At 71.9% G+C, this 13,844-nt stretch carries 13 protein-coding genes; 5 read left to right on the top strand and 8 right to left on the bottom strand.

Features of this window, described 5'->3' with window-relative positions:
* Positions 1–9: 9 nt before the first annotated feature.
* From ACBJ59_RS47650 to ACBJ59_RS47640, 3 genes are read right to left on the bottom strand one after another with little or no spacing between them, the layout of a single operon-like run.
* Complete coding sequence (locus ACBJ59_RS47650) at positions 10–1,047, bottom strand: sulfotransferase (RefSeq protein ID WP_375116657.1); 1,038 nt, start codon at positions 1,045–1,047, stop codon at positions 10–12.
* Between the two features lie 21 nt (positions 1,048–1,068).
* On the bottom strand, positions 1,069–1,908 hold the full coding sequence (locus ACBJ59_RS47645) for a CDP-alcohol phosphatidyltransferase family protein (protein WP_375116656.1): 840 nt from the start codon (positions 1,906–1,908) through the stop codon (positions 1,069–1,071).
* Between the two features lie 48 nt (positions 1,909–1,956).
* Positions 1,957–3,399 carry a glycosyltransferase family 2 protein gene (locus ACBJ59_RS47640; protein WP_375116655.1) on the bottom strand — a complete coding sequence of 481 codons (1,443 nt, stop codon included), beginning with the start codon at positions 3,397–3,399 and terminating at the stop codon, positions 1,957–1,959.
* 167 nt (positions 3,400–3,566) lie between these two features.
* Here ACBJ59_RS47640 and ACBJ59_RS47635 point away from each other — a divergent pair, with 167 nt between their 5' ends.
* Together ACBJ59_RS47635 and pseI are read left to right on the top strand one after the other, a co-directional pair.
* A complete protein-coding gene (locus ACBJ59_RS47635) occupies positions 3,567–4,058 on the top strand; it encodes a GNAT family N-acetyltransferase (protein WP_364112783.1) in 492 nt (163 codons plus the stop codon).
* Positions 4,055–5,098 carry a pseudaminic acid synthase gene (pseI, locus tag ACBJ59_RS47630; RefSeq protein WP_375116654.1) on the top strand — a complete coding sequence of 348 codons (1,044 nt, stop codon included), beginning with the start codon at positions 4,055–4,057 and terminating at the stop codon, positions 5,096–5,098. The genes ACBJ59_RS47635 and pseI overlap by 4 nt, the downstream gene beginning before the upstream one ends.
* Here the strand turns inward: pseI and ACBJ59_RS47625 are convergent.
* Together ACBJ59_RS47625 and ACBJ59_RS47620 are read right to left on the bottom strand one after the other, a co-directional pair.
* Positions 5,095–6,084 (bottom strand): PseG/SpsG family protein, encoded by a 990-nt coding sequence (locus ACBJ59_RS47625; protein WP_375116653.1) that lies wholly within the window; start codon positions 6,082–6,084, stop codon positions 5,095–5,097. The genes pseI and ACBJ59_RS47625 overlap by 4 nt on opposite strands.
* Positions 6,081–6,809: a cytidylyltransferase domain-containing protein gene (locus tag ACBJ59_RS47620; protein ID WP_375116652.1), complete on the bottom strand. Its 729-nt coding sequence runs from the start codon at positions 6,807–6,809 to the stop codon at positions 6,081–6,083. The genes ACBJ59_RS47625 and ACBJ59_RS47620 overlap by 4 nt, the downstream gene beginning before the upstream one ends.
* A gap of 103 nt (positions 6,810–6,912) precedes the next feature.
* On the opposite strand from ACBJ59_RS47620, the gene pseB reads away from it, so the two are divergent.
* Complete coding sequence (gene pseB / locus ACBJ59_RS47615; protein WP_375116651.1) at positions 6,913–7,890, top strand: UDP-N-acetylglucosamine 4,6-dehydratase (inverting); 978 nt, start codon at positions 6,913–6,915, stop codon at positions 7,888–7,890.
* Entirely contained in the window at positions 7,890–9,014 is a 1,125-nt protein-coding gene (locus ACBJ59_RS47610; RefSeq protein ID WP_375116650.1) for a DegT/DnrJ/EryC1/StrS family aminotransferase, read from the top strand. Before pseB ends, ACBJ59_RS47610 begins: the two co-directional genes overlap by 1 nt.
* Before the next feature lie 24 nt (positions 9,015–9,038).
* Here the strand turns inward: ACBJ59_RS47610 and ACBJ59_RS47605 are convergent, their stop codons facing one another.
* From ACBJ59_RS47605 to ACBJ59_RS47595, 3 genes are read right to left on the bottom strand one after another with little or no spacing between them, the layout of a single operon-like run.
* Entirely contained in the window at positions 9,039–10,940 is a 1,902-nt protein-coding gene (locus tag ACBJ59_RS47605; protein WP_375116649.1) for a glycosyltransferase, read from the bottom strand.
* Between the two features lie 20 nt (positions 10,941–10,960).
* Positions 10,961–12,589 carry a hypothetical protein gene (locus tag ACBJ59_RS47600; RefSeq protein WP_375116648.1) on the bottom strand — a complete coding sequence of 543 codons (1,629 nt, stop codon included), beginning with the start codon at positions 12,587–12,589 and terminating at the stop codon, positions 10,961–10,963.
* Positions 12,586–13,215 (bottom strand): hypothetical protein, encoded by a 630-nt coding sequence (locus tag ACBJ59_RS47595; protein WP_375116647.1) that lies wholly within the window; start codon positions 13,213–13,215, stop codon positions 12,586–12,588. Before ACBJ59_RS47595 ends, ACBJ59_RS47600 begins: the two co-directional genes overlap by 4 nt.
* A gap of 370 nt (positions 13,216–13,585) precedes the next feature.
* Here ACBJ59_RS47595 and ACBJ59_RS47590 point away from each other — a divergent pair, with 370 nt between their 5' ends.
* Complete coding sequence (locus tag ACBJ59_RS47590) at positions 13,586–13,834, top strand: acyl carrier protein (RefSeq protein WP_375116646.1); 249 nt, start codon at positions 13,586–13,588, stop codon at positions 13,832–13,834.
* Positions 13,835–13,844: the final 10 nt, after the last annotated feature.

Genomic DNA, 13,844 nt, shown 5'->3' with positions numbered 1-13,844 from the left:
CGTCCCTGGCTAGACGGGTTCCGTCAGCTCCTTGCGCTGCTGCGGCACCCCGGCCAGCGAGCGCTGGCGCGTGGTGAGCATGGCGGCCACGGGGCTCGGCTCGCGCAGCCGGTTCAGCCGGTCGCGCATGCTCTTGCGCATCCGGCTGGCCTTGCGCTTCTGCATCGTCTTCTGGCAGGCCACGATGTGCTCCTTGGCCGGCTTGAGGGCGCCGCTCAGCTCGTACCCCATGGACTCCAGGCGGTCGCCGAGCATGTGCTCGCACAGCGACACCTCCCAGTCGTCCAGCCGGTTCGCCCAGCTCCCGACCCGGCTGCGGGTGACCTCGCGGTGCGTGTTGCTGTGCCAGACCTTGTGCTGCGGCACCGCCACGCTGGCCGCCTCGCGCGGCGAGATCATCGCCGGCGAGAAGTCCTCCTCCAGGAAGTGGCAGAGCTTCTTCAGCTCGGTCATCGGGTCGTCGGTGAGGTCCTCGTAGCGCAGCTCGTAGTACGTGTCCTCGGCCAGCGTGCGCTTCAGCCGACCGCCCGCGTCGATGGCCTCGGCCCAGGTGGAGACGGCGTGGAAGGAGTCGAGGGTGTACCAGGGCATCTCCTTCAGCGAGGCCACGCAGTCGCGGCCGTCCCTGATGAGGTGGATGAACTGGGCGTCGGGGAAGAGCCGCAGCAGCAGGTCCACCTGCTTGACGTAGCTCGGCCGCTTGTCGCCCCAGCGGGCCTTGTCGAACCGGTCGGCGTACATGCGGAACGCCGTGCCGATCACCGAGCCGAGCGAGCCGGGGCCCGCCACGGCCTGCCTGACGAACTCGTCCTTGTCGATCTTGAGTTCGCGGAACTTCGTGCTGCGGTCGGTCGCGATCCACTGCGCCAGAGCCCGGCGGCGCTGGTCGATCCGCAGGTCGCCCCATGTGCGGCGGCGGTAATAAGCGGGAATGAGGAAGCGCGTCTCCGGAGGCACCGCCATACGGGGGTGCGAGTGGAGCATGAGCTGGAGCATCGTGGTGCCGGACCGCGGGCATCCGATGACGAAGACTGGTCGGTCTGACATGTCGTACTAACCCCCGAAAACTTAGACGAGAACGTGCTCTCGGCTCTCCTGAGACGAGCCCACGCCGTGCCTGCGCGTGAAGAGCCACATCCGGTAGACAAGGAAGACCTCGTTGGCCAGCAGCAGAACCCCCGACGCCACGGCGAGCGGGATCAGCGCCCATGCCCCCGCTATGGGCGCGATCACGAACACCGCCGCGTGGAACTCGATGCCGCTGACCAGGTGCGAGCGGACGCGATGCCGGGCCAGGAACCTGTTGAGCCGCCTGAAGAGCCGGAAGAACCAACGCGGCCGGGGCGCCCGCCCCAGCGGCTCGGCCGGCTCCGGCACGAGGGGATCCGGCGACAGGGGGTCCAGGTCGATCTCGGGTTCCTGGCGCTCCTCCCTGATGGCCTCGCGTACGCGCTTCATCTGCGGCGCGTTGACGTACCTGAACAGGTCCAGCACGGCCACCGCCGCGCCGAGGACGACGTAGCTCACATCGCCGGTCAGCGCGTACTGCCCGTATGCCAGCCCCCCGGCACACAGGACCACCCTGATCCGGTCCCCCACGTAGTCGAGCCAGAGGCCGAAGGGCGTCCCCGTACCCTTGAGCCTGGCTATTTTGCCGTCCACGCAGTCGATCATGAAGCTCAGATAGAAGAAGACTGCGCCCGCTATGAGCTGATTCATTGCGAAACCGACGGCCGACCCCAGGCCGAGGACCAGCGAGAACACGGTGAGCCCGTTGGGCGTCAGCCGGGTGCGATTGGCGACGGGAAGGGCGACCCGGCAGGCGACCGGGTCCACGAAATACACGGTCCACCAGGAATCTCTCCGCTTGCGTGTCTCGTAGACGTCATCGAGCGAATAGGTCCTCATGGATCCCAGCATGACCACGCGACGCGCCGGAACGATTACTGTCTGGAACTACTGGGGCATGTCCATGCCGCTTCTTGACCAACCCGGCACCGAAAACCGCCACGCGGTGTTGGCCTCGCCGTCCCGGCACCAGCCTTTCAGCACCAAACCGCGCATTTCAGCCCGAACCTGGAGCCGCCAGGGTCCGCCGCCTTCGAGGCGCTCGGGGTCGATGGCGGCCACGACGCCGTAGCGGCCCTTGCGCCGCGTCTCCAGGGGGATCCGGCGGCGTCCGTCGCTGAGCCACAGGCCGACCTTGGGGATCTTGCGGTCGACGCGGTGGATGGCCACGTGGCCGCGCAGGCGGTACGCGGCGCCGGCCCGCTCGCACGAATCGACCCTGGCGATCAGCTTGAGCTCGTCGCGGGCGTCGAACACCTCGTCGGGGATGCGCAGGCGGCGGTCGCGGAAGAAGGGGTAGTCGCCGTACCAGTTGGCGACCCGGCGGCCGCGCGGCACCACGCGGGTGACGTCCTCGCGCCCGCGCCGGAACTCGCGCACGGTGCGCAGCTCGTCGACCAGGCCGCGCCCGAGCAGGTGCAGCTCCAGGCGGCGCAGCGACGGCGCGGTGGCCAGCACGTGCGGGCCCAGCTCGGCCTGCCAGGCGCGGCCCAGCTCCAGCAGCGGCTCCGGGTCCTCCTCGCACCGCTCCAGCGCCTGGAACAGGAAGAGGGTGTCCTTCTCCAGCACGAGGGCGTCGAAGCCGTCGAGCAGCTCGGGCGCCCGCTCGTCGAGGAAGGCGCGCACCGCGCGGATGGCCGCCAGCCGCTCCTGCAGGTTGGGCAGCTCGGAGCGGCGCTGGGTGATCGAGGTGCCGCCCTCCTCGCGCTTGCGCCAGTGGTAGACCACCTCGCCCACCATGTCCACGCTGGTCGCCAGCACGTGGGCCTGCATGGCGACGGGCACGTCCTCGTAGATGCCGGCCGGGAAGCGCAGGCCGCAACGCTCCCAGAAGTCGCGCCGGTAGACCTTGTTCCACACGGTGCGGTCCCTGATCAGCACCTGCTTGTCGGTGATGTGGGTGCACAGCTGGGGGCGCCTGAACACCTTCTCGTGCAGGATCGACTCCTCCAGCTCGCCGTCCACGAGCCGCCTGACCGCGCCGCACGCCATGTCGGAGCCGGTCTCGGCGAGCTTGCCGACGAGCCGCTCGTACGCCTCCGGCGGCACGACGTCATCGCTGTCGGCGAAGGCCAGGTAGGTGCCGCGGGCCTGCCTGATCCCCTGGTTGCGGGCCGGGCCCGGCCCGAGGTTGCGCTGGCCGATCAGCACGAAACGCTCGTCCCTGGCGACGAAGTCCTCGGCGACGCGCCGGCTGCCGTCCACGGAGCCGTCGTCCACGAGGATCACCTCGAGGTCGTCGAGGGTCTGGGCGGCCAGCGATTTGAGGCACTCGGTGATGTACGGCTCCACGTTGTAGAACGGGACGACGACGCTGAGCAGGGGGATCATGCCGAATTCGCTCCTTGGCTCGGTACGGGGGGTCGAGGGCAGCATGCCCCGGCGGCCCAGCTGATTCCGTGTCCGATGCCCGTCCCTGATGAGCTCTTTACCGGACGCGGAATCCGCTACGTTGTGCAATGGAACGAACACAGATAGTAGGGGGAGTAGGGGGAGCGGTGCTGAGAGACGTCCGGGACGACGATCTGCCGGTGATGCGCCGGTGGCGCAACCACCCTCGGGTGCGCGCCGCCAGCTTCACCACGCACGAGATCGCGGAGGACGAGCACGCCCGCTGGTGGGCGGCCACCCGCGCCGACGCGGGCCGGCGCGTGCTGATCTACGACCACGAGGGCACCGCCGCGGGCGTGGTGACCTACGCCGGCCTCTCGCCCGAGAGCGCCGACTGGGGCTACTACCTCGATCTCGACGGCCTGGAGCGGTCGGGGACGCTGCTGCGGGCCTGGGCCGGGCTGGAGCGGGCGGCCATCGAGCACGCCTTCGGGCCGCTCGGGCTGACGACGCTGCGGGGTGAGGTGCTGGCCGGCAACGAGCCGGTCAGGCGGCTGCACCGGCGGTTCGGGTTCGTCGAGGTGGGCGCCTACCTGCGGGAGGTGGACGGGGTGCCGCGCGACGTCGTGGCCATCGAGCTCAGGAAGGAACACGCATGATCTCCATCGGGGGGCGGGCGATCGGGGCCGGCCATCCGCCGTTCGTCGTGGCGGAGCTGTCGGGCAACCACAACGGCAGCCTGGAGCGGGCGCTGGCCATCGTGGACGCGGTGGCCGAGGCCGGGGCGCACGCGCTGAAGCTGCAGACGTACCTGCCGGACACGCTGACCATCGACTGCGACGGGCCCGCGTTCCGCGTGGGCGACGAGCACGAGCTGTGGGGTGGCGAGAACCTCTACCGGCTCTTCGAACGCGCCCACACGCCGTGGGAGTGGCACGAGCCGATTTTCCGGCGGGCGCGCGAGCGCGGGCTGATCGCGTTCTCGGCTCCCTTTGACCCCACGGCGGTCGAGCTCCTGGAGAAGCTGGGCGTGCCGGCGTACAAGATCGCTTCGTCGGAGATCGTGGACCTGCCGCTGATCCGGCTGGCGGCCGCCACGGGCAAGCCGCTGATCATCTCCACGGGGATGGCCGGCATCTCCGAGATCGACGCCGCGGTGTCGGCCGCCCGCGAGGCCGGGTGCGCCCAGCTCGCCGTGCTGTCGTGCACGGCCTCCTACCCGGCCGCGCCCTCGGAGAGCAACCTGCGCTCGCTGCCGCTGCTGGCCGCGCTCACGGGCGAGGTGGTGGGCCTGTCCGACCACACCCCCGGGATCGGGGCCGCGCTGGCGTCCGTGGCGCTGGGGGCGTGCCTGATCGAGAAGCACGTCACCATGTCGCGGGCCGAGGGCGGGGTGGACGCGGCGTTCTCGCTGGAGCCGGCCGAGCTGGCGGCGCTGGTGGTGGAGAGCGAGCGGGCCTGGCAGTCGCTGGGCGACGTGACGATCGGGCCACGCCCCTCGGAGCGCGAGGGGCTGCGCTTCCGGCGCTCGCTGTACGTGGTGCGCGACGTGAGCGCGGGCGAGCCGGTGACGCCGGACAACGTACGCTCGATCCGGCCCGCGGGCGGTCTGCCCCCCGACTCGGCCGGGCAGGTGATGGGCCGCCGCTTCACCCGGGACGTGCCCTTCGGCACCCCGCTCACCTGGGACCTGATCTAGCCGATCGCGAGCAGGGCGTCGGCGACCCGCTCCCGGCCCCTGCCGTCCACCAGGCCGCGGCCCCGCCCGCCCAGCTCCTCGCGGGCGGCGGGGTCGCCGAGCAGGCGGGCCAGCACGCCGACGGCCTCCGCGCCCGCCTCACCCCCCAGGCCCGCCGCCGCGCCCCGGCCCACGAGCTCCTCGTAGCCGATGAGCTGGTTGTCCGCCACCCAGCTCAACGCCGTGGGCACGCCGAGGTAGAGCAGCTCCCAGACGGCCGAGCCGGCCGCGGTGAGCACGAGGTCGGCCCCGGCCATCAGCTCGGGCAGGCGGTCCGTCGGCGGGATCACGGTGATCGGCCCGCCCGCCTCGAACGGCGCCGGGCTGACGACCGTGCCGTGGAAGGGCCGCCCGGTCGCCCTGAGGGCCCGCGCCCAGGCCGGTGCCACGCCCGCGCTGTCGGTGCCGCCGAAGAAGCACAACACCCGTGGGACGTCGCCCCCGCCGGGTGCCCGCGTACGCCGCCGCACGCTGTCGCGCAGCAGCACGTACGGGGCTCCCGCGAGGCGCCGGGCCCGCCGCGGGAAGGGCCGCCGCTCGGCACCGAGGTTCTGGTCGAGGTAGAGGTCGGCCTCCTGGCCCAGCGGGTCGCCGTCCACGATCGCCAGCACCGCGAGCCCGGCCTCCCTGAGCACCGCGCCCGTCTTGTCCGGCAGGTCGTAGGAGTCGAGCACCACGGCGTCCAGGCCCAGGCCGCGGGCCAGGGCGGCCAGCCGTACCGGATCCTGGGGCGCGGGCACCAGCCGGAACCCGCGCTCGCGAAGCTGCGCCCGCGCCCAGTCCGAGCCGCGCACCTCCCCCAGGAAGGCCACCTCGACGCCCCGGGCGCACAGCTCCTCCGCCAGCGCCACGCACCGCACCAGGTGGCCGACCCCGCTCCGGACCCCGGCGTCGCAGCGGAAACCCACCCGGCCGCCCGGGCGACCGGGGCCTGCTCCGCCCGTCATGCGTCCTGCAGGGCCTTCTGCCGGACGTGGGCGTTGAGCCCGCACACCTCGGGCCGCTCGCGCAGCCAGCCCACCAGCGTCCGGGCCGGCAGGCAGCGGTCGCCCAGCTCGGCCACCACCGTGGAGATCAGCCGCCAGTCGTCCTCGGTGTCGAGCGTGACCCGCAGGTCGTCGGCGGCGGGCCGGTAGGCCAGCCCGAGCAGCCGGGCGTCGCCGGGGTGCTCGTAGACGTAGGAGGTCACGTGGGTGCGGTGGAAGCCGGTGGCCTCCTCGTCGGCCCGCCGGAGCGCGGCCCGGCCGGCGATCTCCACGTCGAGCCCGCGCGGCAGCGTGCGCGCCAGGCTCGTGCTCAGGTAGTCGAGCCCCGGGACGGCGCGGAAGACCAGCGCCGCCTCCCTGATCACGGCCGGGTCCAGCAGCGGGCAGTCGGCCGTGAACCGCATCATGGCGTCCCACCGCCGCCCCGCCAGCGCCTGCGCGAACCGGGTCAGCACGTCGTCCACCGGCCCCCGGTGCCAGGCCACGCCGAGCCGGCGGCACTCGTCGACCACCGCGTCGTCGGCCGGCTCGGTCGTGGTGGCGACGAGGAGGTCGTCGAGCGCGCCCGCCTCCCGCGCGGCGCGGACCACCCACCCCAGCACGGAGCGGCCCCCCAGCTCCCGCAGCACCTTCCCCGGCAGGCGGGTCGAGCCCATGCGAGCCTGAACTATTCCGACAATACGCACCGAAGCCCCATTCCCCCGTGTGACTCTGTGTCGCTGTCCGATCGCGCTATGCTACCGCCTGCCACGACGACTACAGCGCGTAAGCGCGACTCCAGGGGGCCACGTGAGCATTCTCAGTGGATCGTCGATTCTGATCACCGGAGGAACGGGGTCCTTCGGCAAGGCGTTCATCCGTCACGCGCTCGACTCGCTCGGGGTCCGCCGCCTGGTGGTCTTCTCCCGCGACGAGCTCAAGCAGTACGAGACCAGGCAGCTCTTCGACGACGACGAGCGGCTGCGCTGGTTCATCGGCGACGTCCGCGACCGCGACCGCCTGACCCGCGCCATGCACGGCGTCGAATACGTGGTCCACGCCGCCGCGCTCAAGCAGGTCGACACCGCCGAGTACAACCCGTTCGAGTACGTCCGCACCAACGTCGCCGGCTCGCAGAACGTCGTGGAGGCCGCCATCGACTGCGGCGTGCGCAAGGTCGTCGCGCTCTCCACCGACAAGGCCTCCAGCCCGATCAACCTGTACGGCGCCACGAAGCTGGTCGCCGACAAGCTGTTCGTCTCGGCCAACCACTACGCCGCCGCCCACGAGACCCGCTTCGCCGTGGTCCGCTACGGCAACGTCGTCGGCAGCCGGGGCTCGGTGATCCCGCTCTTCCAGCGGCTGGCCGAGCAGGGCGGCAGCCTGCCGATCACCGACAAGCGCATGACCAGGTTCTGGATCACGCTGGAGCAGGCGGTCAGGTTCGTGGTGGACTCGTTCGACCTGATGCAGGGCGGCGAGCTGTACGTACCGCGCATCCCCAGCATGCGCATCACCGACCTGGCCGAGGCCCTGGCCCCGAACAGCCCGATCTACGAGATCGGCGTGCGCCCGGGCGAGAAGCTGCACGAGGAGATGATCGGCCCCGACGACGGCCGCAGGACGCTGCGCCTGTCCGACCGCTACGTGGTCCAGCCAACGATCGCGACCTGGGGTTACGTGCCGCCGAAGACCGGCGAGCAGCTGCCCGAGGGCTTCGCCTACCGCTCCGACAGCAACGAGCAGTGGCTGTCGGTCGACGACCTGCGCGGCATGGTGACCGGCTGATGCTGCCCTACGGACGCCAGTCGATCGAGGAGTCCGACGTCGCGGCGGTCGCCGAGGTGCTGCGCGGCGACTGGCTGACGACCGGGCCCGCGGTCGGCGAGTTCGAGGCGGAGCTGGCCCGCTGGACGGGCGGCGTGCCATGCGTGTCGGTCACGTCGGGCACCGCGGCGCTGCACGTCGCCTACGTGGCGGCCGGGGTGCGGGCGGGCGACGAGGTGGTCACCTCGCCGCTGACGTTCGTGGCCACGGCCCCCACGGCCGCGCTGCTGGGCGCGCGGGTGGTCTTCGCCGACGTGCGGCCCGACACGGGCAACCTCGACCCCGACGCCGCGGCCGCGCTGGTCACCGGCCGGACGCGGGCGATCACGGCGGTGGACTACGCCGGCCATCCGGCCGACTACGACGAGCTGCGGGAGGTCGCCGACCGGGCCGGGGCGGTGCTGGTGAGCGACGCGGCGCACTCGATCGGGGCGGCGTACAAGGACCGGCCGGTGGGGGCGCTGGCGGATCTGACCACGTTCTCGTTCTTCCCGACCAAGACCGTGACGACGGCGGAGGGCGGGGCCGTGGCGGCGGCCGACCCCGAGCTGTTCCGGCGGGCCGCCCGCTTCCGGAACCACGGCCTGGTCAGGGACCCCGCCGAGCAGCGCACTCCCGGCGAGGGCGGCTGGCACCAGGAGGTGCACGAGTTCGGGCTCAACTACCGGCTGCCCGACGTGCTGTGCGCGCTCGGCCTCAGCCAGCTGCGGCGGCTGGCGCGCTTCCGCGAGCGGCGCGCCGAGCTGGTCGCGCGCTACAACGTGCTGCTGCGCGACGTGCCGGGGCTGACGCTGCCCGCCCAGCACGCCTACGTGCGGCCGAGCTGGCACCTCTACCCCGTCCGGGTCGGCGGCGGGCGCAGGCGCGAGGTCTACGAGCTCATGCGCGCCGCCGGGATCGGGGTCCAGGTCAACTACGTGCCGGCCTACTGGCACCCGGTGTTCGAGGACCTCGGCTACCGGCGCGGTCTCTGCCCGGAAGCCGAGTCCTACTACGCCGAGGAGCTGTCGCTGCCGCTGTTCCCGGCCCTGACCGACGCGCAGCAGGAGCACGTCGTGGAGACGCTGACCGGCATCCTGGCCTGAGCCGGCACCCGGGTCGGCGCCCGGTCAGCGTTCCGCCAGCAGCAGGCAGCCGTCCTCGCCCCGGTCGATGAGGAAGCGCCGCTCCTCCCGGTCGGCGCCCTCCACGGTGGCGATCGCCCGCTGCCTCGTGCGCACCAGCGGGCGGATGGCCCGGCCCTGGTCGATGAGCACCTCCCACCACGACTCGTGGCCGACGCACTCGTCGATGTCGGCCAGCGGCACCCGCGCGTGGAAGTCCTGGCCGGCCAGCGCCACCGGGAAGTACATCTCCTCGCCGTCGCTCCTGCGCCGCAGCCTGAGCACCGGCTCGCCGTCGCCGATGTCGGACATCTCCCCCGAGAACACCAGGTCGCCGCCGTCCAGCCGGCAGTCGCCGATGATCGCCTGGGCCGTGCGCAGGCGTATCCCCCAGGCGCCTCTCGAGCTGCGCACCGGCACCAGCCACACGCCCGACCTGCGGCGCGGCGCCGGGATCAGCGGCGGCAGCCAGCGCGGCCCGGCCACCCTGCTCTCCAGCTTCAGCCCGTGGCTCCGCAGCCGCACGCACAGGTCCCATTGGCCGTGCCTGGCCAGCTGCGCCCGCGACAGCGCGACCGGGTCGAACGCGAACCTGAACGGGAACGCGTGCTCCGGCAGCCGCCCGCCGTCCTCCTGCTCGACGCTCTCCCACGCGGGCGCGCTCTCCTCGTCGGACAGCTGAAGGGTCTCGCCGGTCCCGCGCTCCTCCAGCCAGATCCGTACGCGCACCCGCCGCAGCCCGCTCACGTCGAACCTGCCGACGGCCACCCGCCCCGACCCGTGCAGCACGCCGTCGCGCCAGTCGAGGCTCACCAGCCTGGCCTGCAGGCCCAGCTCGCCGGAGAGCTCCGACAGGTGGACGGGCATCGAGGGGTGCCGGCCGTACCAGCGCCTGCGCAGCAACCCCTCCGAACTCATCCCGGGTCGCAGGCTGCCCTCCCGGGACTGGGCGAAGAGGTCGGCCAGCTCGGCCAGGCGGCGCCGGTGCAGCAGGTGGACCAGCAGGCGGTGCTCGAACGGGATGCTCTGCCAGGCCTCCCGCGACACGCCGTCCAGGTAGCGGACGGCCAGGTCCACCAGGTCCGGGTCCGCCGCCGGGCCCATGGCGGCCATCGCCTCCACCGCGACGCCCATGTCGATGTCCAGCGTGTCGCGGTCGAAGTCGGGCCTGAGCTTCGGCGCCCCGCGGCCGAGCAGCTCGGCGGTCTGCAGCACCGACAGGAGCCGGTCGCGCAGGTTGCCCGGCTCCAGGCGGCGCTGGGTGATGGAGGCGCCGGGCTCGTCGCGCTGCCGCCAGTGGTAGACGACCTTGGCCAGCACGTCCACCGAGCTGGCTCCGACGTGGGCGGCCATGGCGACGGGCTGGTCCTCGTACATGCGCTCGGGGAAGCTCAGGCCCAGGCCGTCCCAGAAGCTACGGCGGTAGACCTTGTTCCACAACATGCGGTCGCGGACCAGCAGCGGGTGGCGGGTGATGTGGGTGCGCCTGACCGCCCGGGCGAACGCCTCCCGGTGCGCCCACGACGGGATGAGCAGGTTGCGGTGGAGCCGCATGACGTTTCCGCAGGCCAGGTCGGAGCCGGTGGTCTCGAGCGAAGACACCAGCCGCTTGAACGCCTCACGCGGCACGGTGTCGTCGCCGTCCACGAAGGCCAGGTAGTCGCCGCTCGCGCGACGCACGCCGACGTTGCGGGCGTGGCCCACCCCGTGGTTGTCCTGCCTGATGAGGGTGATCCGCGGGTCGGTGGCCTGCCGGGACTCGACGACGGCCGAGCCTCCGTCGCCGCTGCCGTCGTCCACGCAGATCACCTCCAGCTCCCCCAGCGTCTGGGCGGCTATGGAGTCAAGGCAGGGTCCGATGTACTTCTCGACGTTGTGGAACGGGACGATCACCGAAAGAACCGGCACATGTACTCCTCATCGTTTCCTCAGCCGGACAACAGGCGGATGACGCGGCGGGCGACCTTGCGGGGCCGGGCCAGGCGGCGGGACAGGCGGTAGCCGAGCGTCCTGCGGTAGGCGGTGGCCTTGCGCTGGGTCCTGCGCAGCTTGGCCTTGGCCCTGACCAGCTCGCGCTCGCGGTAGGACAGCTTGGTCTCCAGGCGGGAGATCCTGGCCAGGGCCGCGGTGAGCTGGTCGGCCAGGCGGTCACGCGCGCCCAGCAGGTCGCGGTAGGTCGGGGCGTGCTCGGTCAGCTCGGCGGGCTGACCCAGCTCGGCGTCGAGCTTGCGGGCCCGGTCGAGGTCGCGATGGTCGCACGACCGGCCGGCCATGCCGCACAGGGTCAGCGTGAGCTGGTCGGCCTCCAGCGGCCACGGCCACGGGTGGTGGTGGCCGGCCGCCAGCAGCCGGACCGCGAACCGCCACAGGATCCGGCAGAGCACGACGTGCGGCTCGGGCCGCGTGGCCGGGCCCGACGGCGGGTTGACGGCGGCGAACCGCTCGCCGTCGTAGACCAGGCTGTCGGTCGCCGCCGACGCGTCGCCGCCCGACTCCAGCCAGTCGGCCAGCTCGGCGAGCAGCTCGCGTACGGTCCTGACGTCCTCGCGGGCGCACGCCTCGACGAGGATCTCCTCCACCACGCGGCCGGCCGGGATCGGCCGCTCCTGGCCGCCGGGCAGGCGCCGGGTGCCCGCGGGGGTGAGCTCGTACAGGGCGGGGCCCTCCTCGATGAGGCCCAGCGGCAGCTCGACCGCCGGGGCCTCGGCCGCGCCGTGCGGGGGGCGGGAGGCCACGGCCAGCCAGAGCGGGGCCAGCTCCTCACCCAGCCGGTGCCGGAAGACCAGCCTGGTCAGCCGCAGCGGGTCGGCCACCAGCATCCGGTCGCCGTCCTTGGCGCTCAGCGGGAACGTGAGCGCCTCGGGCAGGTCGAACGCCAGCGCCTCCCTGGACAGCAGCGAGCGCGGCGTCTGCCGGTCGGGGTAGGCCGCGTAGCACCGCTGCATGCTGAGCCCGGCCGACTCCAGCCCGAGGTCGAGCGCCCCGGGGCCGCTGGGGTAGCTGGGGTCGAAGCCGTGCGGCGCCCACTGGTCGTCGGCGCACTCCCGGTCGGCGGGCCTGGCCTCGATGAACCGGTCCACGCCCAGGTCGTTGCGGACGCCGAGGACCAGCCGCCCGCCGGGCGCGACGAGGTCGGCCAGCGCTTCGAGCGACTCGTTCCAGGCGGCGGCCGGGGCCTCGGCCGAGTGCGTGCGCAGCAGCCCGTCCAGCGCCAGCACCAGGTCGTACGGCTCGTCCGCGGCCAGCAGCTCCAGCCGCCCGCAGTAGACCGCCAGCCCGGGATGCCGCTCTCCCAGCGCGCAGGCGTCAGGGTACGAGCGCAGCAGCACGGCGGCCGCAGGAGCCCGCGCGACCACGTCGTCCACCAGCGCCTGGGGATGCGGCCCGACCAGCAGCACCCTGCCGCTCTCCGGGACCATCCGCCTGATCAGCTCCAGCGCCGCCCCCCGCCAGCCGGTGACGCCGCCCATGCCGGACACGTCCGACCACAGCAGCATCTCCCCGCCGATCAACCGGACGTTCTCGGGTGCCTCACTCGTGCGCGTGCTCGTGCTCATGCGCAGCGCACCCGCTTCCAACCGAACATTCGCCGTAGCTCCTCCGGTGTCGCCTGATACTCGAATCCCAGCTCGCGCCGCGCCACCTCGGCCGCCACCCCCGGATCGACGTGCGTGCCGTGCAGTTCGGGCCAGAGCCGCATGCGGCGCGCCGTGCCGCCGTATTCGGGCCGCTCGTCCTCGAACTGCATCGGGTCCCCGTACACGCCCAGCTCGCACCCCACCGAGGCGCCGTAGAACAGCGCGCTGCCGAGCCTGTTGGAGGCCACCCTGCGGTGGCGCCGCAACTCGACCAGCTGCTTGCGCAGGAAGTCGCGGCCCTTTCCCTCCCAGCGGGATCCGCGCTCGCCATGGCAGATGACCCGGAATCCCCTCGATTCGTACGCATGTCGAATGTCCGGATTTGCGAATTCCAGCCAATAAAGACATACCGTGACCGGACCAGTCTCGACATCTCGGATTTCGTCGGCGAGCCGAGCATGGTCACCGCTGACGGAACTCTTCTCCCAGCCGTGAAAGGGATACCAGATCGTACCCTCGCGATCGGGCCGCGCGCCCAGATCAGGCTCCAGGTAAAGGAGGTAAATCCAGGGGGCGCCGACGAGGTAGTGACTCCTGCGCCCCATCGACCAACCCCTGCGACGTAGCACGTCCGACCAGATGAAACGGGGATAACCAGGGCTGCACCAGTGGTCGTTCGGGGGAAATCCGTGGAGATAGTTCCATCCATGCTGGAGGAAACCTTGAATTCGCTTTGGCGACTCGTCCGGCAGGCCGCAGTATCTGCCGAGTATGCGGGAGTGCCCGTACCAGTGATTGGATTCGTCCATCATTCCCCCCGTACGGTTGCCGTGTCCCATCCGACATTCCCAGCCCCCAACGCGGGTCACGCCTCGTTATACGGTTCCATTACTCAGGTCGGGGCCTTGGTTTTCTCCTGGCACGCAATTGCCGCTACACTTCGTCGTGGCTTGAGGACAGAGAGTGAGAGTGATCATGAGTCATCTCGACCGCCTGCGGGCCGTGTTCCGCACGGCGCTCAACCTTCCGCCCGACGCCGACGTCGACGGCCTGGAATACCGGGCCATCCCCCAGTGGGACTCCCTGGCGCACATGGCGCTGATCGCGGCGATGGAGGACGAGTTCTCCATCATGATCGACACCGACGAAATGATCGACATGAGCTCGTTCGCCGAGGCGGCCGGGCTGCTGGAGAAGCATGGCATCGGCGCGGCCGCCCTCTGAGACCCCCACC

Source organism: Nonomuraea sp. MTCD27 (assembly GCF_041950495.1).
GTDB lineage: Bacteria > Actinomycetota > Actinomycetes > Streptosporangiales > Streptosporangiaceae > Nonomuraea.
This window is presented reverse-complemented; position numbering and strand designations above follow the sequence as displayed.